The organism is Microcoleus sp. T3_B1, from assembly GCF_036700445.1.
GTDB lineage: Bacteria > Cyanobacteriota > Cyanobacteriia > Cyanobacteriales > Microcoleaceae > Microcoleus.
Genome location: NZ_JAUBOX010000067.1, coordinates 20510 through 44699, shown reverse-complemented (window position 1 = coordinate 44699; position 24190 = coordinate 20510). Strand labels below are relative to the sequence as shown.

The 24190-nt window shown below is 45.3% G+C and carries 22 protein-coding genes; 7 read left to right on the top strand and 15 right to left on the bottom strand.

The window, feature by feature from the left end; all coding sequences use genetic code 11:
- Positions 1 to 205: 205 nt before the first annotated feature.
- From QT990_RS26795 to QT990_RS26760, 8 genes are all read right to left on the bottom strand, one after another.
- On the bottom strand, positions 206 to 370 hold the full coding sequence (locus QT990_RS26795; protein ID WP_445252100.1) for a zinc ribbon domain-containing protein: 165 nt from the start codon (positions 368 to 370) through the stop codon (positions 206 to 208).
- A complete protein-coding gene (locus tag QT990_RS26790; RefSeq protein WP_333148347.1) occupies positions 351 to 1505 on the bottom strand; it encodes a group II intron maturase-specific domain-containing protein in 1155 nt (384 codons plus the stop codon). The genes QT990_RS26795 and QT990_RS26790 overlap by 20 nt, the downstream gene beginning before the upstream one ends.
- Positions 1506 to 1515: 10 nt before the next feature.
- On the bottom strand, positions 1516 to 2202 hold the full coding sequence (locus tag QT990_RS26785) for a reverse transcriptase N-terminal domain-containing protein (RefSeq protein WP_333148350.1): 687 nt from the start codon (positions 2200 to 2202) through the stop codon (positions 1516 to 1518).
- A 597-nt stretch (positions 2203 to 2799) separates the two neighbouring features.
- A complete protein-coding gene (locus tag QT990_RS26780) occupies positions 2800 to 2943 on the bottom strand; it encodes a zinc ribbon domain-containing protein (protein ID WP_333306747.1) in 144 nt (47 codons plus the stop codon).
- Positions 2937 to 3557 (bottom strand): transposase, encoded by a 621-nt coding sequence (locus QT990_RS26775; RefSeq protein ID WP_333306745.1) that lies wholly within the window; start codon positions 3555 to 3557, stop codon positions 2937 to 2939. Before QT990_RS26775 ends, QT990_RS26780 begins: the two co-directional genes overlap by 7 nt.
- A gap of 9 nt (positions 3558 to 3566) precedes the next feature.
- On the bottom strand, positions 3567 to 4217 hold the full coding sequence (locus tag QT990_RS26770) for an IS607 family transposase (protein WP_333306749.1): 651 nt from the start codon (positions 4215 to 4217) through the stop codon (positions 3567 to 3569).
- A 92-nt stretch (positions 4218 to 4309) separates the two neighbouring features.
- Positions 4310 to 5422: a glycosyltransferase gene (locus QT990_RS26765; RefSeq protein ID WP_333105143.1), complete on the bottom strand. Its 1113-nt coding sequence runs from the start codon at positions 5420 to 5422 to the stop codon at positions 4310 to 4312.
- Between the two features lie 481 nt (positions 5423 to 5903).
- Positions 5904 to 7376, bottom strand: a complete 1473-nt coding sequence (locus QT990_RS26760) for a site-2 protease family protein (protein ID WP_333144759.1) — start codon at positions 7374 to 7376, stop codon at positions 5904 to 5906.
- A gap of 33 nt (positions 7377 to 7409) precedes the next feature.
- Between QT990_RS26760 and QT990_RS26755 the strand changes: the two genes are divergently transcribed.
- From QT990_RS26755 to QT990_RS26740, 4 genes are all read left to right on the top strand, one after another.
- Entirely contained in the window at positions 7410 to 8084 is a 675-nt protein-coding gene (locus QT990_RS26755) for an MBL fold metallo-hydrolase (RefSeq protein WP_333408598.1), read from the top strand.
- 277 nt (positions 8085 to 8361) lie between these two features.
- Positions 8362 to 8922, top strand: coding sequence for a sugar O-acetyltransferase (locus QT990_RS26750; protein WP_333144761.1), 561 nt, complete (start codon positions 8362 to 8364; stop codon positions 8920 to 8922).
- Positions 8923 to 9231: 309 nt separating this feature from the next.
- Positions 9232 to 9696, top strand: coding sequence for a hypothetical protein (locus QT990_RS26745; RefSeq protein ID WP_333144762.1), 465 nt, complete (start codon positions 9232 to 9234; stop codon positions 9694 to 9696).
- Between the two features lie 696 nt (positions 9697 to 10392).
- On the top strand, positions 10393 to 12801 hold the full coding sequence (locus tag QT990_RS26740; RefSeq protein ID WP_333144763.1) for a cache domain-containing protein: 2409 nt from the start codon (positions 10393 to 10395) through the stop codon (positions 12799 to 12801).
- 445 nt (positions 12802 to 13246) lie between these two features.
- Here the strand turns inward: QT990_RS26740 and QT990_RS26735 are convergent, their stop codons facing one another.
- Entirely contained in the window at positions 13247 to 13846 is a 600-nt protein-coding gene (locus QT990_RS26735) for a cytochrome b/b6 domain-containing protein (RefSeq protein WP_333144764.1), read from the bottom strand.
- A 197-nt stretch (positions 13847 to 14043) separates the two neighbouring features.
- Between QT990_RS26735 and QT990_RS26730 the strand changes: the two genes are divergently transcribed.
- On the top strand, positions 14044 to 14625 hold the full coding sequence (locus QT990_RS26730; RefSeq protein ID WP_333144765.1) for a manganese efflux pump MntP family protein: 582 nt from the start codon (positions 14044 to 14046) through the stop codon (positions 14623 to 14625).
- A 211-nt stretch (positions 14626 to 14836) separates the two neighbouring features.
- Positions 14837 to 15391 carry a glutathione S-transferase family protein gene (locus QT990_RS26725; protein ID WP_333144766.1) on the top strand — a complete coding sequence of 185 codons (555 nt, stop codon included), beginning with the start codon at positions 14837 to 14839 and terminating at the stop codon, positions 15389 to 15391.
- Between the two features lie 173 nt (positions 15392 to 15564).
- Here QT990_RS26725 and QT990_RS26720 read toward each other — a convergent pair whose 3' ends face one another.
- From QT990_RS26720 to QT990_RS26710, 3 genes are all read right to left on the bottom strand, one after another.
- The gene (locus QT990_RS26720; RefSeq protein ID WP_006634808.1) at positions 15565 to 15702 is read right to left on the bottom strand and encodes a photosystem II reaction center protein K; all 138 of its coding nucleotides are present in this window, start codon (positions 15700 to 15702) and stop codon (positions 15565 to 15567) included.
- Between the two features lie 60 nt (positions 15703 to 15762).
- Positions 15763 to 16893: a tRNA guanosine(34) transglycosylase Tgt gene (gene tgt / locus QT990_RS26715; protein WP_333144767.1), complete on the bottom strand. Its 1131-nt coding sequence runs from the start codon at positions 16891 to 16893 to the stop codon at positions 15763 to 15765.
- Positions 16894 to 17389: 496 nt separating this feature from the next.
- The gene (locus QT990_RS26710) at positions 17390 to 17839 is read right to left on the bottom strand and encodes a hypothetical protein (protein WP_333144768.1); all 450 of its coding nucleotides are present in this window, start codon (positions 17837 to 17839) and stop codon (positions 17390 to 17392) included.
- A 261-nt stretch (positions 17840 to 18100) separates the two neighbouring features.
- Here QT990_RS26710 and cobS point away from each other — a divergent pair, with 261 nt between their 5' ends.
- Entirely contained in the window at positions 18101 to 18898 is a 798-nt protein-coding gene (cobS, locus tag QT990_RS26705; RefSeq protein ID WP_242722367.1) for an adenosylcobinamide-GDP ribazoletransferase, read from the top strand.
- A gap of 316 nt (positions 18899 to 19214) precedes the next feature.
- On the opposite strand, the gene QT990_RS26700 is transcribed toward cobS, so the two are convergent.
- From QT990_RS26700 to QT990_RS26690, 3 genes are all read right to left on the bottom strand, one after another.
- On the bottom strand, positions 19215 to 19841 hold the full coding sequence (locus tag QT990_RS26700; protein ID WP_333144769.1) for a hypothetical protein: 627 nt from the start codon (positions 19839 to 19841) through the stop codon (positions 19215 to 19217).
- Positions 19842 to 19986: 145 nt separating this feature from the next.
- Positions 19987 to 22065 carry a WD40 repeat domain-containing protein gene (locus QT990_RS26695; protein ID WP_333144770.1) on the bottom strand — a complete coding sequence of 693 codons (2079 nt, stop codon included), beginning with the start codon at positions 22063 to 22065 and terminating at the stop codon, positions 19987 to 19989.
- A gap of 358 nt (positions 22066 to 22423) precedes the next feature.
- Positions 22424 to 24175: a hypothetical protein gene (locus QT990_RS26690; RefSeq protein ID WP_333144771.1), complete on the bottom strand. Its 1752-nt coding sequence runs from the start codon at positions 24173 to 24175 to the stop codon at positions 22424 to 22426.
- Positions 24176 to 24190 lie beyond the last annotated feature (15 nt).

The window sequence follows — 24190 nt, the reverse complement described above, 5'->3', positions numbered from 1 at the left end:
TTGGGGATTTTTCTCAAAGCTTTGTGGGATACCACCATACTCTGGGACCTGTCTGATGAGTGTGCTATATTCAGATTGTTGCCGATTGTCGGGGATTGTCTGGATTAAAAGTATCAGTAATTCTGCTCTACAAATACTAGACAAGTCTAGACATTTGCTTCTTACTTCATCGGGAGCATGGGAGCGGCTATCCCTCGGTAAGCTTTCACGGTTTAGCCAACCGCGATAAATTTATGGCTGCATTTAAATCCCTGTCCATCGAATGACCGCAACTTTCACAGTTGTAAATCCTTTCTTTCAACGGCATATCTTGGATGTGTCCGCAATTTGAGTTAGAGTCGATGGGGAAATCACTTTCCCCACCTCTCATTCAGAACCGGACTTGAGACTTTCACCTCATCCGGCTCCTCTTTGACTGAGCTTTTTACACAAGCACCATAACTACCATCGCTGGCAGTTTTTGTATCATGGCAATGACGATGAAGAAGTTGGAGATTGCCATATTGGTCTTTCCCTCCCTGAGATTTTGGTTGAATATGGTCAATTTCCATAACATCGTCTTGCTTGAAATAGTTTCCGCAGTACGCACATTTTCCTTTCTGCTTTTGGAGTAGCCTTGCCATTCTCATTGGAATTTCAGGATGTTTTCCCAGTCTGGTTCCCCAGTAGGTAAAATCTCCGTCATAAACACTTCTGTTACCTTGAACCTTGACGAACCTTGTGATTTCTGTCTCGCCGTGTTTGGCTAACTTCAATCCTTCGGTCGTGCAGAATCTCCAGTTGTCCGTGCCTACTGTTTTCCAATATCTTGAGAATATTTCGTACTTATTGCTTTTTGGGCAACGACGAATAGCCCATCTTTTTAATTTTTGCCAGACTAGATAATCCATGTTGCTGAATGTTTCCTGACTGACAACATGGGAGTAGTAGTTTGACCAGCCTTTGATAATTGGATTAAGTTCAAGTATTAATTCGGACTGTTTTCCGTTAAGCTGACGGTCTATCACTTCTCCCAGTTTTTTCTGGTGGGTGGCTCTTTTTTCTTTGCTTGGGGTGATGAGCGTATTAAATCCTAGTGGATTACCGTTTGAATTTCTGGCACTTCTATATTTGCCAGTGGGATATTGTCGAATGTTAAAGCCAAGAAAGTTAAAACCATTTTGGTCTTCTACTGCTTCGAGTGTGTGACAGATTCTGGTTTTGCTTGGTTTTAATTCTAATCCCATTTCGGCTAACCATTCGGATATAATTCTCTGACAACCTTCGACAACTTCTTTTTCTTCGTGCATACACACAAAGTCATCAGCGTACCTGATTAGTGCAGTGGCTTTCACTTTGTCTCTCGGTCTAATTTTGTAGCCGTTGACATCCTTCCTATCGATTGATTTGACATACTCTTTAACCAGCTTTTCTAAACCATGTAAGGCTATATTTGCCAGTAAGGGGGATATTACCCCACCTTGAGGAGTACCTTCATCGGTCGTGAAGAGTTGGTTTCCATCCATTGCACCAGATTTAAGCCATGCCTGGATCTGCTGGGTGCATTCTTGGGAAGCTGTTAATCTTCTTTAGCAACGCTTGATGATTGATTTTATCGAAGCATTTAGCGATATCCGCATCCAATACATATCGAGGCTTTTGGTTGATATGTATGTAGATTGCGACTATAGCATCATGGCAGCTTCTACCCGGACGAAAACCATAGGAATTTTCCTCAAATATGGCTTCCCATTCCGGTTCGAGTGCTAACTTAGCTAAGGCTTGAGTTGCCCTGTCCCTGATTGTGGGTATTCCAAGTGGACGTTTTTCACCATTGGATTTGGGTATCCATACTCTGCGAGTTTTTCGACTTTTATCCGTAAGTTGTAATTGTCCTGCAAGTTTGAGACGTGCTTCTGGGGATAGAGATTTAATTCCATCCACTCCTGCCGTCTTCTTACCTTGATTATCTTGTGTTACCTTTCTGGTAGCTAGTAGCTTGGCTGACCGTGAATTTATCAGAGTCTTTTGAAGCCTGCGGACAGCTTTGTAATCACCACGACTTTTGGCTTTGTAAATGCGTGTTTGTAACTTGTAGACGACTCTTTCTACCTGTTTCCAGTTGATGTCTCTCCATTGCTGGTTTGACTCTTGACCTATACAGATAGGGATGTCATTCTCCCATTCCACCCTGAACTGTTGTTCGGTTTTAGACTTATACATTACTAATTACACCTTTACAATCTGAGTCAAAGTGTCTACGTCAGCATATCTTCGATATTACTCAAAGCTTTGGCTTCTTAGACAATCCTTCCCCTCGATTCATGCGGATGGTTTCCTGCTCAGATTTCGACCATTCTGAGAGATTTTGAGGGGTTACTTCGTTCCAAATCACCTTTTGTTTGAATCCTTAGAGTCCCACTTTCCACGCCCGTTTATGGGTAGTGCATACTGGTCAGACCTGCAATTGCCAGCACCGTTATCTTTGCCTTTTGGCTTGGGCAATAACTGTCGTAGCCCATTAAGCATCACGATGGTTCAGACGTGGATTCAAGCCGCAGCTTTACTCATAAATTCATGCTCGATGGTGTTCTGCGTACAGTTCGCAGTTACCACCTTTCTACCCCGCTTTACCAATTTTGATAACCAATCTCCTCAGTAGGGGTAGTGCTGTCACTACTGCACTTGTAGGGTATGACTTCTGCTTTCTAGGGTACTTGCAGTCACATACAAGGTAATTCAGTTGTCATCTACAGGGGATTAAAGTGCGAACTCAATCCTTTTAAGGATTACCCCAGAGAAGCCAGTTATCCCCCGTTTTCACGGTTTCGACTGAACGAATCGCACACAGGTCTTGCTTGATGGGAACCAGCGGTCGGCAACGACGATCTCGCAGCCAAACTTTTTAGCTTTGTATTCTAACTGGCGCTTGAATTCGTGGAATCCGCAGTCAGCTATTACCATACCGCAAGTTTGTGATTCTTTAGCATTCCACAGACATTCAAATCTTCTACTACTATCGTTGCGTGGTTTTTGCATAAGTAAGTAGTGATTTGATGCAGAGTATCTTTTCTGAGGTTTGCTATTTTTGCATGATGCTTTGCTAGTTCAATTTCGGCAGTGCGCGAGATGGTGATTGACTTGCAAGTTGTATGAGGCAACCCTTCGTGAGTTTTTATCCAGCCGATTGTCGGTAACTTTATAGACGTACCACCTACGGGGATAGGCTTACCGCTAGCATCAATCGTGAAAGAGTCGTGATGCCCTTTCTTCTTAAACCTGGGATATCCACCTTTTTTTGAGAAAAATTTAGCAAACGCATCTCCAAGATTGTCAAAGGCGTATTGAGTTATCTTTTGACAGATTTCCGCCTCCTTTATCCACGTAAATTCAGGTTTTACATGATTGTTAAAGAATTTTTTGAGCAAGTATTTGTTGGGCTTCAATCCATCTTTATAAAGGCTGCTCCAAGTAGCCAGTCCCCAATTATAAGTAAATCTCGCTATGCCAGCGTGTTTACTCATAACTGTTGATTGACTTTTGTTTAGCTTTAACTTTGTTTTGATGGATAGAAGCATTGTTCGACCTCAACACTGGATTTCTTTGTTTAACTCTGCCACGTCCTGTACTGGTTTGTCAATAGCATTTTTTAAATTTTCTTTGATTTCCTTGGAGTAATTTCGCCAACCGTACAGCCGACAGGAGAAACAGTGAATTATTGCCATCAGGTCTTCTACTAATTCATGTTGAGGAGACAGTGATTCTTGGTTGGCGACTATAATTTCACATCCGACTGATACGGCAAGTTCTTGGATGAATTCAAAGGCAAATCTGCACATCCTATCTTTGTGTGCAATTACAATTATTGATATTTCACCTTTGAGCATTGACAGCATAATTGCTAGAAACTTTTTTCTTTTAAAGTTTAGTCCGCCACCAATTTCTGATACCCAGTCGTCAACGCTCAGTCCTCGTCCCAAGCAGAAGGCTTCCATCGCTAGCAACTGGTTTTTTAGCTCTGGCTTTTGCCCGCTGGATGAAACTCGACAGTAAACTACGATCTTTCGTTTGGCTTCTACGGGCTTCAAGCCGTTGGCTATCAAGAAATCGTCTTCTGTGTAGAACCGATGCCCCGACAGGGTGCGCTTGGCTGGTAGTTTTCCTGAAACATCCCAACGCTGGAGTGTTTTTACTGACAATCCGAGCTTTTTCGCGAATTCGTGTGGTTTAAACAAAATGGTACACCGTAGCTTTGTCTATAAGTGTACCATTTTGTCTATTTATTCGCTACCTAGGTACTAGCTCCCATCCCAAATCCCAAATCCCAAATCTAAAATCGGCTGACCATTTTTTCATGAATCATCTTCATCTGTGACAGTTCTTCCAGCAGTCCCTGCGGTAGAGGAATTTTCACAGATTCCAGCATACTTTGAATCCGATGCCTCCAATCGTGACGGGCTAAACTCTCAACATAGTTGCGTTTGTATATAGAATTAAGCCTCACCTCGTCCTGTAAAAGTTCATTAATGAATTCAACACTTTTTTGCGGGTCATCGGGCAACTCAATAGTAGCATCTTCCCAATTCATCAACTCATCCATTAGAGGTGTAGTTGGACGCTTCCCAACTACCGCACCGCCAGTCGCAGTACCATAAAACCAACGCAGTGTAATAAACGAGTAAGGAAACCGACGCATACCAGGATAGAGAGTGTCAAATGCCAAGGTGAGTTTGCTATGTCTGAGAATGTGAAATAGCAGCCGAGTATCTGGCTCGTCTCTACGCATTTCGTAAGGCAATTTCGGAAATTCCTCTGCTGTTCTGGGCGTAGATTTATAGTAAATTTGTTCGGAACCAGGTTGATTGAATTTATTTAACAACACAGTGTCATAATGTGAAGGTATCCGCCCGAAGCTTGTTAAATCTATTGAACGCTTGAGTTGACACGAACCCTGAGCGAGAACATCAGCAGCAAAAGGGATCAGGGATACTGGTATACCAAAACGTTTTTTCAGTTCATCTATAATTTCTGGAAGTGCCACGAATAAATGATCTAAATGATAGACATTTTTTGAATAAATTTCCGGTGCCCAAGAATCGAAAATATAAGCGATGACAACATCAAAACGCTCCCTCCACTTAGGTATACTTGAGAGTAGTTCCAGATCGGCTCCTGATATCCCAATCATCAGTAAAACATTAGGTTTGTCTGACAATTGAGGTAAAGGTGGTAAATTATATACACCTGTAGTAGACTTAACAGCTTTACGGATTACTCGACCAGCTAGCGGATAAAGTGTGGATGACCACTGGATTACATCGCGGGCAGATGGTACCAAAAGTTGTGCGTTGCAGGTTCGTACCACAATATTTTCTAATTCAAAAACAGGGTCCCAGGAAACGCTCGACCATAAACCCCGTGAAGAAAGTACAAAAATATTCATAGCTCGATTTTAATTTTATTAAATGATCCCGCACATTATACCAAAGACGAGGGGACTAGGGTAAATTCAATAGTTCTGGACGCAACAATCCTATGGATAGAGGCAACGCCGGAGGGATTGCCCCTACGAAACGCTATATGAACGCTATATGTATAGGCGGTGCGTAAGTCCTGTTTAATTAAATTTGAAATGCCAATTCCCCTGAATCGACTTCCCAATTTACCTAGCTACTAGCTAGCAAATCTAGCCGATCGCACCTATGGCAGCACTTGCAGTGGGTGAATCTATCCCGTAATCAGGGAAAACAATAACACATCTATGGTTTCAATGTCAATATTGATGATAATTTTTTAACAATATGTATTTTGCCGCGCTCGTCGCGATCGCGTCTAGAAAGAGCGGGTTGATAAATGCTAAAGTCCCTAGGATTTATGAACCTTTTCCTTCTTCCTATTTCCCCTTCCCCTTCCCCTTCTTGAGACTAAACATTTAACCACTCAAGGAGTACCCTGGGCGCGGGTAACAAAATCATTAACAAAAGCCCGATCGCCAGCAACCCCAAAAAATCCCGCCGATTATCCAATTCACTGACATCATTCAACGCCGGTTCGTCGTTTAGCGGCGTGAAAAACAAAATAATCGCCCACAGCAGCAAACCCTGTTCCAAAAAAGAAAGCAGCAGCATACAAAGTCTAGCAACTTGCCCGATCGCCATACTCGCTCGCTGGCCGAACATCGCGTGTACAATGTGCCCGCCGTCGAGTTGTCCCACCGGCATCAAATTAAACGCCGTCACGATCAAACCCAAATAACCCGCCACCGCTACCGGATGCAAATCGATCGCAGTTTCCGCATTGAAAGCACCACCCAAGGTTAACTTGCTCAAGAGACTCATCAGCAGCGAAAAATTGGGTTTGAAAGAGTCAAAATTTAACATTCCCGACTTGTCTGACAGCGGTACAATTGTCGAATGATCCAAACCCCAAATTAATAATGGCACTGCCGCAACTAAACCCGCCAGGGGCCCGGCAATACTAACATCAAATAAAGCTCGGCGGTTGGGAATTGGGCTCCGTATTTGAATGAAAGCGCCAAAAGTTCCCAAGAAAAAAGGAATCGGAATAAAATAAGGCAAAGTCGTGCGAATTTTGTAAAATCGGGCAGCTAAATAGTGGCCGGATTCGTGAATTCCCAAAAAAGTAATTAGAGCCAGCGAGTAAGGCAAACCCTGCAGCAACATTGATGGGTTGGACTGCAAAGCTTGTTCAGTAACTCCGGCAAGTCGCGCCCCGACAAGCGTAGTCGTAAACACCGTGATTAGCAGCAAAGCTAAGGCGAAAAATGGCCGGGTTACAGATTCGGTTGTGACAGGAGTTTCCCCTGATTGGTGGCTGGGATTGGGAACGATAGCAAAAAAAGGTTGACCGCTCAAGCTGTTTTGAAATACTACTAAAAAGCGATCGCCAAAAAGCCTCTCCACATTCTCCCGAATCGCCTGATAAGCCGCCTCCGGGTTTGTCCGCAACTGTCCGCGACAAATTACAGCCTGCGGCCGAAATTCCAAATCTCGCAAAAAGTAAATTGACCAAGGAAAACAATCGCGCAAACTCGCTTCTTCTTCTTGATTGATCGGGCGCACGGGCGGTTTTGGCTTTACAGGTTCAGTCGCAGAGTCTGCTACCTGCTCAACAGTTTCCGCCGTAATTTTCTTGCGCCCCAACTGTACCAAAAACCAATACAAAAAAGGGCAAACCAGAAAAGGTATAATTACCAACTCCGGCGGTACAGTTTTGCTGGTGCCGTACACTAACATCCAACCACTCCAAATCAGCGCGGGCGCCATCATTACCAGCCACAGCAGCCATATCGGAGTCCTGGTGATGCGGCTGGTGCCGTTCTGCAACAAGAAGTACGATATCAGCCCCAATACGAACAACCATAGTAAAAAGAACATAATATTTATCCCATTCCCTTCTGAAATACTTCCTTGAAACAACAGAGTTCAGTCTCCAAACAACCCAGGCCCGTGCTCGACAATATCCTGGCTTTCCCCCCTAACCGGGATACCCTGGGTGCAACAGCCTATTTCATTGTAGAAAACCAAACTAACATCCTGGTGGATTGTCCCGCTTGGGATGAGATTAACCAAACATTTTTGCGGGAACACGGCGGCGTGCGACTGCTGTTTCTCACCCACCGTGGCGCTATCGCCCAGGCGCGGGAGATTCAGGAAGCCACGGGGTGCGAGATCCTGATTCAAGAACAGGAAGCTTATTTACTGCCGGGTTTGAAGGTGACGGTTTTTGAGCGTGAATTTGTTGTGAGCGATCGAATGAAAGCATTTTGGACTCCTGGCCATTCTCCTGGTTCCTCTTGCCTTTATCATAGTGGCAGCGGTGGAGTGCTGTTTTCGGGCAGACACTTGCTTCCCAACCTCGAAGGTGCCCCAGTACCGCTGTTGACGGCAAAAACTTTTCACTGGCCTAGGCAAATTAACAGCGTCAAGTCAATTATCGATCGATTTTCGCCGGAAACTTTACAGTATATTTGTCCCGGTGCAAATACTGGTTTTTTGCGGGGAAAAGGATCGATCGATCGAGCTTTTGAGAAATTAGCCAATCTGGATTTAGCTGTTTGTTTGCAGTCAAAACCTGAACCCTAAATGTATGCTACAAAATCAAAAAATGATCTGACGCGCTAATTATAGCGGTAAGGTGCGCCTAAGCTGTTGTGCATTTAAATTGTATATTTCGAGTCCCGATCAAAAATCGTCAAATCCTCTCCCCCTCTCCCCTTCTCCCCCTCTCCCTCTCTAGTACCATAGGCAATCTAGATGCAACACAGCTTAGCGCACCCTACATTATTCTTCAGTCACTTAGAAAGGAAGTTTGTTGGTGAAGTAGCGGTTGAAACCGCCGATTCTTACCGTGGAAAAAACTGTGGAAAAAACCGAAAAACAAAAAATGCTTGCCGGCGAATTGTATTTAGCTGCCGATGAGCAATTAATTTTAGATCGCCAGCGAGCCCGCCGCCTCGCCAGAACTTACAATTCAACCCGCGAAGACGAACCAGACAAACGGTTAGAAATTCTCGCCGAATGGTTCGGTGCAGTTGGCCCAAAAGTTGAAATCGAGCCACCTTTCTACTGCGACTACGGCAGTAATATTTATGCGGGAAACGGATTGTATATGAATTTTGGCTGCGTGATTCTCGACTGCAATCGAGTTAATATTGGCGAAAATTTATTGTGCGGGCCCAACGTACAAATTTACACCGCTTTTCACCCCACAGACCCGGAAATGAGAATTTCTGGCCTAGAACTCGCCGCTGAAATTAATATTGGCAATAATGTTTGGATTGGCGGCGGCAGTATTATTTGTCCAGGAGTCACTATTGGCGACAATAGCACGATCGGCGCAGGCAGTGTTGTTGTCAAAGATATTCCCGCAAACGTTGTGGCGGCGGGGAATCCTTGCCGAATCATCCGGCATCTACCTTGATGTGGTACGATCGACACAATCGTGCGATCGGCTCCTTGGAGCTTAACCAAAAAATTTTAGGTATTAGAACAGCCGGTTTAAGATTTTTCACGTAAAATCCCCGAAAAAAACCGTGCAATAAATCTCAAATCTAAAATCTAAAATCGCTTAATATCAAATCCGTTAGCATCGGAATAGTAAATTCGAGTTCACGGTTGACTGTTGACAGTGAACAGTCAACAGTCAACAGTCAACAGCCAACATCATTCCGGTGTTACCGGAAATGATATAATTTCTCGTTCCCGGTTTCCACACTACCAAGCTTTTCTTATGACGACTGCAACAGTTTATCCCAACGCTCCTGATCTCGGCACCGACGACTACATAGCAGTCGGTGTAGCTACCTGCTTCATCAAAGAAGAAGGCGAAGTTTTTGAAGTGCAAGTAATCGAAGCTATTCCCTCAGCAGCTTTAGAAGCAATTGTGAAGGGAATTCCCACATCCTATTTAATGGTTTGCGGGACGACTTTGGGAGCAGTGCTCGACGGCGAAACACCCAAAATGTTGCCAGAATTCCCGACATCCGCTCAGTTTAGCGAAGAATTTGGCTTTCGGGCGATCGCTGCTGCCCGCACTTACAAAATCCGCCCCCAAGCTCAACTTCACATTCCCTTGGGAACAGTTCGCAACGACTTTACTTATTCCTTAGAACGCAAAAGGGTGCTCAACTCCGAGCGCATCATTCGCACTGAAGACAATGTGAAACAGCACGAACACACTCACAAGGTTCTTTAAACAAATCCCGCAACTGGGGCAATTTAGCAGTGCCTCAGCCAGCGGATGCACGGAAAATAGTTTTGATTGTTGAGATGTAAATTAAAGATTTAACAAGTTTTTCCTTCATTAATAATGAACGAAAAACTTTTAATATTTCGTTATTAAGCAATACTGCGGACAGTTTTTGATTACCAACCGTAGAATAACGGTTTCAAGGCGATCGCGTACTCGAAATACCAACCGAAAATCAAGGGTTTCAGACTACGAACTAAAAACAGTCTGGACTATTGATTAATACACACACCAAACATCTCAACCTAAAATGTCTACTGCTCACATCACCTAAATAACATAAATTATTAACGACTGTAAACAAAAATTAAGTAGTTGATAAACTTTTTTAATTGGTCAAAAATGTGGTATGATATTATTCCTGTTTAACAAAGTGATATCAAATCGGGTAGCCTCGGAATTAATATTACCCACCGCTAGGACACGGCAGTGCCGTGTCCCTACAATTAATCTGGGTAGGGAAACGGCACTGCCGTGTCCTTTATATCATTTCGGTGCAACCGGAAACGAGAGGATCTGCTCGGGGGGAAAAAATTAAAAAATCCCCGCAATTATTGAATGCTAGTAGTTTAAGACGACTGGCAGGCGGGCGAGTAGATAGTAGGTGAGCTAAGGATTTCAATCTCACAAATTGGTCAAACCATGCGAAGCTTTGCGAGAGTAAAGTGGTGGAAATTAACTCAACTATTGCCAGCGGGATTAAAGGGCGAATACCATCTTGGGTATCAAACTGCGCTCTTAATTTTGGGGGGAACAATTCTGGCAGCTAGCATTACGGGTTGTATCAGCTATCAAAGCGTTCGCCGCTTGATTATCACCAAAAGCGAGCGAAATGCTTTGTTAGAAGTTAGGGAGCGGGCAAACAAGATCGATCGCTGGCTCGGCACTAGAAAGGCTGAGATCGAAATCCTCGCCCACACTCCTCCCGTTCGTTCGATGAATTGGTCAGTGGCACAGCCTTATTTAAAATCGGAAGTAAATCGACTGCAAGAATTCCAGCACTTGGCATTAATTGATCCCGACGGTTCTTATTTCACCACAAAAGTGGGCAGATCCTTGATTAATGTTAGCGACCGCCAACACTTCAAAAAGGCAATGGCTGGGGAAGTCTATGTTTCAGATCCTACCATTTCTCGCACGCTCAAAAAACCAAGAAGGATTGTTCCCATTTCGGCTCCAGTGTGGTCAAGTTCGGTAAATTCTCTTGATAAAACAACCGAAAAGCCGATCGGAGTAATGAACGGCGTCATTAGCATGGATCGAATTGCCGAAGTAGTAGGAAAGCTGGAATATGGGGCAGGAACTTACGCTTTTGTTCTCAATTCTCAAGGAGTGCCAATTGTCCATCCCGACGCTCGATTAATCGGAAATATCCACAAGCCGGCTCCGAGTCTTTTAGAGTCCGCAGATGCTAATTTGGCGAATGTAGCGCGGGAGATGGTTTATCAAAAAACGGGCATTGTGCTGACTCAAATCAACGACGCCAGAGTTTATGTTGCCTATCTTCCTTTAGAACAAGCTGAATGGTCGATCGCCGTTGTAATTCCCCGCGACAATCTCGAAAAAGAACTCCTTCCTTTCAAGATACTAGCAGTAGCCGCCGGCGTACTTGCCGCCGCAGCTATTTTCGCAACAATGGTGGCGCTCAAGCTGTTTGTCCTAAATGGCATTCGCAGTCGCACAGAAGCCCTTCTCCACCGCTTGACCGGCCGCATTCGCGCTTGCTTGGGCCTCGATCGCATCCTCCAAACTACAGTAGACGAACTCGGTACTTTACTGAAGCTCGATCGAGCAATTTTCGCATGGTACGACCCCCGACAAGATACTTTAGAATTTGGCTGGGAATATTGCCGGGAAGGTTTGCCGGGGCGCTTGGGAATCTTTGGTGTTCCAGGAGGGCCCTCTGGAGATTTAGCTGCACGGCTTCACCGCTGCGAAACGATACTGCTACATAAAACCGCCGCCCCTGATGCCACAGCGTCTGAGGAACACGCCCATATCGAACTCACAAATCGTCACTACGCAGCAGTACCCGTACTAACTCAGAATCATCGGCTTGGATATCTGTTTGCCTGTGCAAAGCGCCGGTTTGCGACTCCCGACGAGGTGGAAGTTTTGGAAGCAATTGCAGACTCGCTGGCGATCGCAATTTCCCAATCCCAACTCCACGGGCAAATTCAAGAAGAAATCCAACTTTTGGAAGAAGTATTAGCCAAACTCATAATCACCGAAGAGCATTTAGTACAAAGCGAAAAAATTACAATTGTGGGTCAACTAGCCTCCGAAGTTGCTCAGGAAATTAATAACCCGATTAACTTTATTTACGGCCGCCTGATTCACCTCAATGATTATATCAAAGATTTGCTTAGTATAATTCGCCTCTATCGAGAACAATATCCTGAGCCTGTGCCACGAATTGCCAAAAAAATAGAGCGTTGCGACCTAGATTTTATCAGCAAAGAGTTGCCACAAATCCTCAATTTTTTGAAAATAGGAGCCGATGGCATTCGCCAGATAGTCCTGGCTTTGAGGAAATTTTCACTTCCTGACGAAGCCAACAAAGAACACGCCAACGTTAATGAGAGCATCGACAATCTTTTGCTGTTGCTGGCTCACAGACTGGAGCAAAAAATATTAGTAGTCAAGGAGTACAACAACCTGCCACCAATTTTTTGTTATCCCGGTCAACTGAGCCAGGTATTCGCGAGTCTGATCATCCATGCTATAGATGCAGTTAAAAGTATTGAAAATTCCGCTCAAATTATTACAATCAAAACCGATATTGTCGAGGAATATAAAGGCAGATTTATTGTTGTAGCGATCGCCCACAATGGCTCAATTATTCCGCCGGAAATTCAACCCAGAATATTTGAGGAGTTTGGTCATACTAAATCCTTTAAAAATTTTACCGGGTTGGAGTTGTCGGTTTGCTATAAAATTATTGTAGAATTGCACGGCGGCCGCCTGACAGTTGAATCTCCGGTTCAACCTCAAATTAAATCTCAAACTGGGGGCGGTGCTGAATTTAGGGTAAAATTGCCGATCGTTTGATATCGCATTTGGCCGCCAGAGAAACCCGTCGCAAATCTTGCTAGCAAGCTGCGCGAAAAGCTTAATTTCGGTTTGTACTGATACCAATTTTTTATGAGGTTGCATAGAATCTGATCCCCCCTAGCCAAGAGGGCGGGCACGGGGGCACCGCCCCTACAAAGGGGGGGACAAGATTCCTCTCAAAGTCCCCCTTCTTAAGGGGGATGCGAGGGGGATCGAGATATGTGCAACTTCACATTAAATTGGTATGAGGACTTTAGCCATAAAACAGAGGGCTGAAGTCCTCACTACAAACCTAACGATCATTTGTTAACCCAAATTGCTATGATAGGATTATGGAAATAATAAAGGTGCAACCACAGCAAACAACCAGCCTCCCATGACTAAGACTTCCGCAACAATTAATAAAATATTTCTGTTCATTTTCAAATTAAGCATTTTCACATTAAGAGCGATCGACCAAAGAGCGAATTTTCTTCCACCAAGCAGCGGGCGAATCCTCCGGGCGATACGCGGCATCAAACATCGACAAAATTAGTGGCAAACCCCCCACCTTCGCACTCATCAACAAGTGCATTGCCAGACAAAATACCAATACCACCCAACCAGAAGCGTGTAAATAATACCAAACCCGCGTCAATTCCCCAGCCGGCAGCCATTCTTCCTTAACCATACTGCCAGAAGCGATCGCCCAAGTCAGTGCCAGCAACATCAACGTGTTCACAATCCGGTGCAAACTGTACCACCAAATCGGTTTTCCCAACTGCGTTAGTTTCCCAAAAGAATCCGGCTGCACCAAGCGTTTTTGACCTGCGTGGAAACTGTACAATGCAAAAGCCGGCATTATTCCTAACAGCAACATCTTGCCAAAAGTGCCGTGAATCCCGATAATATCTGCAATCTGGGGCACGGGGACTTTGCCAAACCGCCCATCGTAGGTGTTGTAAACCAGAAATGCGCTCACAATTGCTAAAAGGGCGATCGCAGCGTTAACCCCGTGCAGTAACCTGAGCAGCAGTGGCTGGTACAATCTAGATGGCGGCATCGTTAATTCTGCTAGTTGATAAATAATCTTTTACATAATACAGCTAAGCGCAAATTTTTTCAACCCTCGCCAATTGTGAAATAAATCTGAAATAAAAATGAAAACATTATGATAAAAACGCAATAATATCAAAATTAAGTGTAAACTAAAACAGTCAAGAGGAACACTTTATTTATAACACCTAACACTTTACAAAAATGGATGCAGCCACTACCATCTTACTTTCCTTGGGACTAGCAGCAGATGCTTTTGCTGTCGCTGTTTCGAGCGGTTTAGCAATCAAACACATGAAGGTCAATAAAGCTTTAAAAATTGCCTTATTTTTCGGAGGTTTTCAAGCTTTAATGCCCGTAATAGGATGGTTAATCGGTCTTAGTTTTAGTTTTTTGATAACACCGATCGACCATTGGATAGCTTTTGGGCTGTTGAGTTTCATTGGCGGGAGAATGATTTACGAATCGCTGCAAGGCGAAGAATGCGAGAAAAAGTTCAATCCCTTAGATACGGGGACTTTGATAACGCTGTCGGTGGCGACGAGTATCGATGCCCTCGCAGTTGGTATCGGATTTGCTGTCCTGAAAGATTCTATTGCTCTTGCGGTGACTGCGATCGGATTTATTACTTTCTTTTTAGCCTTTGCAGGCGTGTTTATCGGGAACAAGTGCGGCAACTTGTTTGCTAATAAAATTGAGATATTGGGCGGAGCAATTTTGATTTTTATTGGCAGCAGAATCTTGTTTATGCACTTGACAGAACTGCCATTAGTCATTAGTCATTAGTCATTAGTCAGCAGTCATTAGTCAGTAGTCATTGGTAATGGAATGGGTAATTGGGAAAAAGGTAATTGGCAAAAAGATAATTGGGAATTTTCCCAAATGACAACTGACAACTGCTTTCCTAACAACTGACAACTGACAACTGACAACTGACAACTGACAACTGACCAAAAAATGCTATAACAGCAATATTGCGTTAAAGGATAAAAATTTTGTGCTGAAACTTTACGGCGGAGCCCGCAGCAGGGCCTCAATTGTCAAGTGGTATCTAGAAGAAATAGGAATTCCTTACGAATTCGTCACCCTGGATATGCAAGCAGGGGCACACTTGCAGCCAGAGTATCTCGAAATTAACCCGATCGGCAAAGTACCGGCAATTGTTGATGGAGATTTTAAACTTTGGGAATCCGGCGCAATTCTGCTATATTTAGCTCAAAAACATGGTAAAATGCCAGACACTTTGGAGCAGCAAGCTCAAATCGTGCAGTGGGTCACGTTTGCTAACGCCACCCTGGGGCCGGGAATATTTACAGAAGCAACTCGCGATCGCGAAACTCCCAAGTTGTTAAAACCGTTAAATGAAATCTTCGAGAAACAGCCATTTTTAATGGGTGATGAATTCGGCGTCGCCGACGCAGCAGTCGGGTCAATTTTAGCCTACATTCCGATGATGCTAAAACTCGACCTCAGTCCTTATCCGGCTGTTGTAGATTACATCAAGCGGATCACAGAAAGACCGGCATTCAAAAGTGCGATCGGCGGTAGCTGAAGCAAGGCACTACACGGATTAATTATTCATCTCTCTCTTCTCTTCCTCTGCGGTCTCTGCGGTCTCTGCGGTTAAATCATTCCGAAACAACCGTAAACGAGATCAGCCCAAAAACTCAACACGTAAAAGCAGGAGCAATTCATAAATTGCCCCTGCTTTTAGCAAAATCAAACTTATCTGAATCCTACAGCCGCCTGCCAAACAAAAGCCAGCAGCAAGAAAAATACGGGAATGACCGGCAAAACATTAACCAAAGGCTCAAAAATCGAATAAGCTTCGGGCAGTTTTGCTAAGAGTAATGCAGCTTCCATGAATCAACCTACCTATCCAACACAATTTTCATAATTGTCGCATATCTTCACCCACGGCAATCATGATCGATCGACTCTCGGTGCAAGCCAGTAGGCAAACTCTTCAGTAAATCGATCGGCAAAAATCGCCTCCCGCATCCTCCCAGTAAAGCGAATCAACTCCGTCACATTGTGAATCGCAAGCAAAGTATACCCCAGCACTTCGTTAGCCCGCGCCAAATGGGCCAAATAAGCCCGACTGAATTTTTGGCAGGTATAACAAGGACAAGACTCATCCAGCGGAGCAAAATCGTCCCGGAACCGAGCATTTTTCAAACTCCAGCGTTCCCCACCAACAAAAGCCGTCCCGTGGCGGGCCAGCCGAGTCGGAATCACGCAGTCAAACATATCTACCCCACTCGCCACCGCCAGCGCCATTTCCCGATAAGTCCCAATCCCCATCAAATAACGCGGTTTATTGGCCGGCAACAGGGGCGCAGTCACCTTCACAATCTCTGCGATCAAATCCCCCGATTCCCCCACACTAACGCCGCCGATGGCGTAGCCTGGTAAATCCAAATCTACCAACTGGTTCGCCGCGCGCGATCGCAAATCAGGGAAAACGCCCCCCTGGACGATGCCGAACAAAGCTTGATCCGGACGCGAGTGAGCTTGAATGCAGCGTTGCAGCCAGCGGTAAGTGCGATTTGTGGCCGCCTCCACCTCCTCCCGTGTAGCCGGGTAAGGGGGACACTCGTCAAAGGCCATAATCACATCGGCGCCCAACTGATTCTGAATTTCGATCGATCGTTCCGGCGTCAAATTAATCATGCGGCCATCGCGGGGAGAGCGAAAAGTCACCCCATTCTCAGAAATAGTCCGCATTTGGCTCAAGCTAAACACCTGAAAGCCACCCGAATCCGTCAGCATCGGGCCCGGCCAAGCCATGAATTTATGCAATCCGCCCGCGCCTGCGACAATTGCTTCCCCCGGCTGCAAGTGCAAGTGATAAGTATTTGCCAAAACCATTTGAGAACCCGCCGCCTCAAGATGTGCAGGTGTCAAAGTTTTGACATTAGCTAGCGTCCCCACTGGCATAAATTTAGGTGTTTCCACAACACCGTGGGGAGTAGCAAAAACCCCTGCACGCGCTTGGGTATGGCTGCAATTAGCCTGACATTTAAAAGAAAATTTCGCCTTGTCCTCAGTCATTAGTCCTCGATGCTCGTTAACCGCTACTCGGCCGTCCGTGTTATTTGAGATGTTGCACCATTCTCAATTACTTGTTTAGGAACAGGCTTTTCGGCCTGTTCCACAAGAAAATTCACTCTTTGTGGAACAGGCCGAAAAGCCTGTTAAGCGAGAATGGTGCAAGATGTGAGTGTTATTTAATCTATTGTTGTTGACATCGCGACAAAAAACTCATGACCGAGAATTTCTAGATGGTACCCGCCACGTGATTTATCCGTGGAATCAATCCAAAACCGACAATCGAAAATCCTCAAGCCCCCGAATTTATCTCGCGCAAGTCAATCCAAAATCGACAATCGAAAATCTAAAATCGAATGACCCCGCCCAAAAACGGAGACAAGTTTCCGACAATCGTCGTGGAGGGCAAAAAATTTTAGACCTTAGTTCTACCTCCCAGATTCACGGCGCTGCGAGTAAATCTAAAATCTAAAATCTAAAATCTAAAATCGACTGACCATTAAAAGGGGGAATCATCATCATCCAATTGCAGATCCCAGTTGCCTGAGAGTACCTGATCGACAACCGCATCCAAAGCCGCAGCATTTAAATTCCGGGCGAATTGTTCTTGCAAAGGATTGGAGAGGGGAATTAACCGCAACAGCCGTCCGTCTTGAACCAAGTCAAAATAAGCACCATCGACCGGGGACTGTTTCAGTTCCAGGTAATCAAAACTATACACGTTCAAATAAAGCGCATGATTGGCAATCAGGGTAGAACGGTGGGGGTTGGCGAAGACTTCGAGTACATAACCTTCCCCTTCGCTATAAATCTGGCCATCTTGTATGTGAAGGTAGCGGACACGTCCTAAATCAAACAGCAATCTTTTGATATCGCGTTTGTTGACGACAATCCCTGTATCGATGATGCAAGGAGCAACTACCCTGTTATTCAATTGATCGTGACTCATGGAGTAAAAGCCTCTGTTGTAGTGTATGTTCCCGTCTTGAAAATCAGGGAGTTAGCTAGAATTTTTGGGAAGGGAAACGCGGATCTTGAGTTTAGTCTTTTTAGATAGGGAGCTTTGGGATCGCTGCCGACAGAGGTTTTCCGGGGAAAAGAGCGGGCGACAGGAGGAATGCTCGATCCAAAAAACTAGGGTGTTACAGTCCAATTCTGGCACACGCTAATCGATTGACAACTGCATACCAGATGAAAAATTTTCTATCTTATGGTGCATGATAAATGGGTTCGCTCTACGATCGACTTTTTCCGGAATCAAGGCGCTGCCATCGCAGCCGCAGTCGCTTTTTATACTTGTTTGCCGGTACCGGTGTCTTGGACTTTGGAGTTTCGGGGCATTGCCCGCTTGGCACCGGCGATCGGGCTTTTGATTGGGGGGATGGTGGGACTGGCGGATGTTGGGTTGCAGTTGTTGGGAATGCCTGCTCTGACTCGATCGGCCTTGGTGGTAGTCTTGGGCATCGCGGTGACTGGCGGGCTGCACCTAGACGGGGCAATGGACGCGGCGGACGGGCTGGCTGTACCCGACCCCGTGCGTCGGCTGGAAGTCATGCGGGACAGCGTTACAGGGGCTTTTGGGGCGATGGCTGCGATCGCGATCGTGCTGCTGAAAACTGCCGCTCTCTCGGACTTGAATAACTATCGCTGGCTGGCTTTGATGGGTGTCGCGGGTTGGGGGAGGTGGGCCCAACTGGTGGCGATCGCCCGCTATCCCTATCTCCGGGCAGAGGGTAAGGGAGCTTTTCACAAGGAATCGATTTATTCTCCTTTTGATTTTATACCGGGAGTGCTGTTGCTGCTGAGTTTGAGCGTGGTGCAAGTTGTCTTGGAGGGCGATCGGTGGCTGTTGGCGGTGGGGATGGCTTTGGGGGGAAGTGCGATCGGGATTTTTGCCGGAGCCTGGTTTAACCACCGTTTGGGCGGCCACACGGGCGATACTTACGGTGCTGTAGTCGAGTGGACGGAGGCTTTATTGCTGTGTCTTTTGGCGGCTTTGGAAGGTTGATTAAAAGTAAGATTTTTTCTCACATTTGCTAACAATCAGTTACATTTGCCTTCTGGTGTTCATGTCATATAGAATGAATTTAGCCACTCAGATGTAGGTGAAAAACCTTGGTAGTACGCAACCGCTATATAAATAAGTTGCCTCTACATTATCAAAGCAAATAATCAGATTGGCGTGGGGCTGTAAGCGATAACCAAGCTGAAGGCAAGAATATAAGTGCTTGTAGAAAATTCTACGGGCATCGGTTGATACGCCTTGGTTGAGATCTGATCTCAACTTATGTATTTGTTAGCAAATGTTAGCAAAAAAGTATCGGTTAAATTGTTTCTGAGTTAACGGCATCATTCTGCATCATCCAAACGAAAAAGCTGAGGATTTGCTCGACAGGGGGCAGAGGATAGACGGATAAGTCGATCGTCACAGTTTGGTTTTCGAGTTGGATAAATTGCCATTGAATGCCATTACTCACGCTCCCATAAATGATGGGGATGTTTTTTTCTTTGGCTTGATTGAAGCGTTGAGCGGCAACCATTTCGGCAATACACTGACCCAATCCGCTTTTGAGGTCGGTCTTTTTAGCTTCGACAATTACAACGGCGGGGGCTTCAATTTCTAGGACTTCGGACGATCGCGTCAGCAGAAAATCAAACACTCCATTCAGTCCGACAGCTTCGTCGATGGTGAAATCTTCGCCGGAGAAGAGGCTAATTTGGCGATCGAGAATCCGCCTCACTTCCAGCAGTACGGGATAGATGATTCCTTCCGATCGCGCTTTTTCACTTCCCGATGTAGCGACGATGGGGAGGCTATCATTGAGAGTACCGCTGAGAATGTCTGAGGGTGCGATCGGGTTTAGCGGAGGTATAAAGCGAGTTCCCTCTTGGACTGTGAGACCGAAAGCTTGTTTCGCTTTGGCGATCGTAGTAAATTGACTGTATGGCATGATTTTTTTATTTTACACACTTTATAGGTTTGATTTCGAGCGTTTCAATACAGCGCTTCATTAAGGAACTTTCCTAATTATGCTAGGAAATTTATGTCATTGTTTTTTAATTCCTGAGTTTGATGGTTAAAGGGTGATTGAAACTTTACGGCACTTCCCACACTTGGATTGTTCGCTCATTACCCCCACTAACAATAGTTTTGCCATCGGCGCTCATGGCAATGTATTTACCCAAGTCTGAACCTGAAAGAGTTTTTATCAATTTTTTGTCCGGCAAGCTCCAAATTTTGATGGTTTGATCGCTACTTCCACTGACCATAAGTTTTCCGTTCTGGCTGATAGCTACCAAATTAACTGACCCTGAATGTTCTGTAAGGGTTTTACTCAATTCCCCAGTATGCAGATTCCAGACTTTGATGGTTTTGTCCCCACTGCCACTGACAATAGTTTCCCTATCCGGGCTAATAGCAATGGAATTAACTGAACCTGAATGCCCTGCAAGAGTTTTTATCAATTCTCCACTATACAGACTCCAGACTTTGATGGTTTTGTCCCCACTGCCACTGACAATAGTTTGTCTGTATGAGCAGATGGCAATGGATTTTACCGAAGATGAATGTCCTTCAAGAGTTTTTATCAATTGTCCGCTATGCAGATTCCAGACGTTGATGGTTTTGTCGTTACTTGCACTGAGGAGAATTTGCCCATCCAGGGTGATGGTGGCGGAATTAACTAAGCCTGAATGTCCTGCGAGAGTTCTTATCAATTTCCTGCTATGCAGGTTACAAACTTTGATAGTGCAGTCTTTACTCCCACTGATAAGAGTTTGCCCGTCCGCGCTAATAGCTAAAGAATTAACCGCGGTTGAAAGTCCTTCTATAATTGCGCTAAATTCTTTAGTATGCAGATTCCAAATTCCGAGCTTGTTGCGACTCCCACAGATAAAAGTTTGCCCATCCGGGCTGACAGTCACAGAATTAACGGATGTTAAATATCCTTCAATAGTTCTTATCAATTCCCCGCTATGTAGATTCCAGGCTTGGATTTTATAGTAACTCCCACTGACAAGAGTTTGTCCATCCGGGCTGATGGCAAGGGAAGAAACCAAAACCGAGCCTGAATGTCCTCTAAAAGTTTTTATCAATTCCCCGCTATACAGATTCCAGACTTTGATTGTACGGTCATTCCCACTGACAAGAGTTTGCCCATTCGGGCTGATAGCAAAGGAACAAACCGAGATCAAGCGTGGAGGTGTTGTAAGAGTTCTTATCAATTCCCCGCTATGCAAATTCCAGACGTTGATAGTATTATTATTACTCCCACTGACAATAATTTGCCCATCCGGGCTGATGACAAGAGAATAAAGCGAGCATGAATGTCCTGTAAGAGTTCTTATCAATTCTCCGGTATGCGGATTCCAAACTTTGATGGTGCAATCGTAACTCCCACTGACAAAAGTTTGCCCATCCGGGCTGATAGCAATGGATGTAACTGAAGATGAATGTCCTGTAAGAGTTCTTATTAATTCCCCGCTATGCAGATTCCAGACTTCGATGGTACCGTCACGGCTACCACTGACAAAACTTTGCGCGTCTGGGCTGATGGCAATAGATACTGTATCGGGGGATGAATGTTTTGTAAGAGTTCTCATCAATTCTCCGGTATGTGGATTCCAGACTTTGATGGTGCCATCGTAACTCCCACTGACAAGAGTTTGCCCATCCGGGCTGATAGCAATGGATGTAACCGAGTTTGAGTGTCCTGTAAGAGTTCTTATCAATTCCCCGGTATGCAATTTCCAAACTTTGATGGTTTTCTCGCTTTGACCCCCACTGACAAAAGTTTGTCCGTCCGGGCAGATGGCAACGAAATCAATTAAACCTAAATGCCAGCCAAAAGTATACGATTTCCCTCCCGTCCTCCACAGGTTGTATTCTTTTAAAATCTCTTCCACTCTCGGTTCCGATCTATCTCGAAGCGACAAATATGCAGCTTTTCTTACTTGCTCTGATTCATCTTCTAAAGCACGAATCACCAAATATAAACCAGCTTCTCCATACTTAAGAGCTTCGGAGACAGCGGCAATTTTTTGATAAATAATTGTACTTGCCAAGCGCTTTTTTACACCTTCAATACCTCCCAAAACAGCAGCGTTAGTTGGTATTGAGGATTGACCGCCAAGGACGGCATCGTATTCTTTAGGCTCATTATGATTTTGTGTCATAGCACTTTGATCAGTTTAATATACAAAATTTGATTAAACTTAACTCTTGTTTTTGAAGCTTTTACCTATTGTTCAAGCATTATTTTCAACCAATTTAACAAATAGTAGTGAGATCGGCGTGCGCCAAGACTTTGCAGGTGACGAGAAACCGGGTTTCTGCGACAAATTTCGGTTGAGTACGAAAAATACACTCAGAAACCCGGTTTCTGAGATCGTGCGCTATAATTCCTGTCGTTGGGTGGCGATAAACCGGATTTTTTCACCTAATACCCCTGAATGTCATGGCATATTTTGGTTAAAAACCCGGTGTTAAATGAATGGAAAATGCAACTGCAAATTTTCCATTCATTCTCACTTTTTACGCTTTCGGCTCAACCCAAACAGTCATCCCCTCAACCCTCAAACCTTTGCCGCGAGTGCCGCAATATTGACCGTTAGCAGTAACAGGAGTATCGCCCACATTCTGGATGTGAGCCGTATAAAATACGTCATACTTATCAGCTTGCGGCCCAGTCAGCCGCGCGGCAAATCCCTCAATCCGCTTGGCTTTGCCCCGGAATCCAGCTAACTCCCCTTCCGAGATCCAAGCAGTATCGCCAACTCCTTCAACGTGAGCCATGTACTGCAAATTTAAACCGGCAACGGGAGGCTCTATTTTAATTTGAAATCCTTCCACGCGGCGGCCTTGAGCTTTAGTACCCGCGTATTCTCGATCGCTAAAAGTTCGATCGCCAATTCCTTGAATATGCGCCAACACTTTTAAACCCACAGGCGCCGCAGCTTGCGAACTAGCAGACGGCGCGATCCAAACTTTGATACCCTCGATCCTCAAAGCTTTGCCACGAGTGCCACAATATTCGCCGTTGGAGGACACGTCGGTGTCGCCGATATTCTGAATGTGAGCGGTATAAAATACGTCGTACTTATCAGCTTGCGGCCCGCTCAACCGCACTGCAAATCCTTCAATTCGTTTCGCTTGACCCCGAAAACCGGCCAATTCTCCCTCGCTGAGCCAAGGAGTATCGCCAACACCTTCGACGTGAGCCATGTACTCGACATTTAAGCCGGGAATTGGGGGATCGATATTAATTTGAAATCCTTCGACGCGCCGCCCTTGACCCTTAGAACCCGCGTATTCTTGAGAACCGAAAGTTCGATCGCCAATTCCCTGAATGTGCACCAAAACTTTGATTCCCAAAGCGCCCTCTACTGCCACCGCTGGTTGAATGTCCCTAGGTGCTCCAAAAACAATGTTCCCGGAACCGGTTGTCTGAAGAGACTTAGGTACTTCCACACTGGGAACAATAATCACCTCGTGCATGGGGGCAGAAGGTGCGGGGGATTCCAAAATCTGGATCTGTGGCGCAACTGTAACTTGTTTCGGTGCCACATTTCCTGACGGGATGACAATCACTTCTGGCAAAGGTTCGGCGCTGATTTTTTGTTCTGGCGCTGGTTTAAATGCGGGTTCGACTTTTGCAGGTGCTGCTTTTACCATCTCAGCAATGGTTAATTTGCCTCTGGAAATGGCTACGGCTATTTGTTTGCCAAAAGCGGCGCTGACTGTTTCTTCGAGGATTACCCACTGTTCGTCGTCTAATTTGTCTTGCTGTTCCACCAGGGCGAGGACTGCTGAAACTGGGTGTTTGCCGCTGACTAAGGATTCTGCGTCTGAATGCAGTTGAGTTGGGGTTGATTCGGAAATTGCGCGCTGCAGTTCGCGGGCTCTGGCATGAACTGATTGTAAGGGCGCGAAGTCGCTTTGTTCGCGGTGGGCGATCGCCAATACTCGATCGATCACTTTCAATGCTGCATCGCGAATTTCTGCTTTACCTTCAGAAGCTGCGGCAGTCTCGACTAAGTTTTGAATGTCTTTGAGGGAAGTAATTTCCCCTGGGGCGATCGCGGAGTTGTTTGCTTCGAGAGCTTGTTTTTGGACTGCAGCAAAGTTGCGGCTGTAGGTGGCTACTTCTTGCAGCAAGCTGTCAGAGGGAGGAAGGCCGGAGTCTTGCAGTTGTTTTGCTGCTTGGGATAGGCGATCGGCCAAATTAGCATAAGTTTCAGATAGTCGGGCTATTTGTTGTAGCAAATCTTTATGAGCTAGTTCCATATGGGTCTTGCAGTA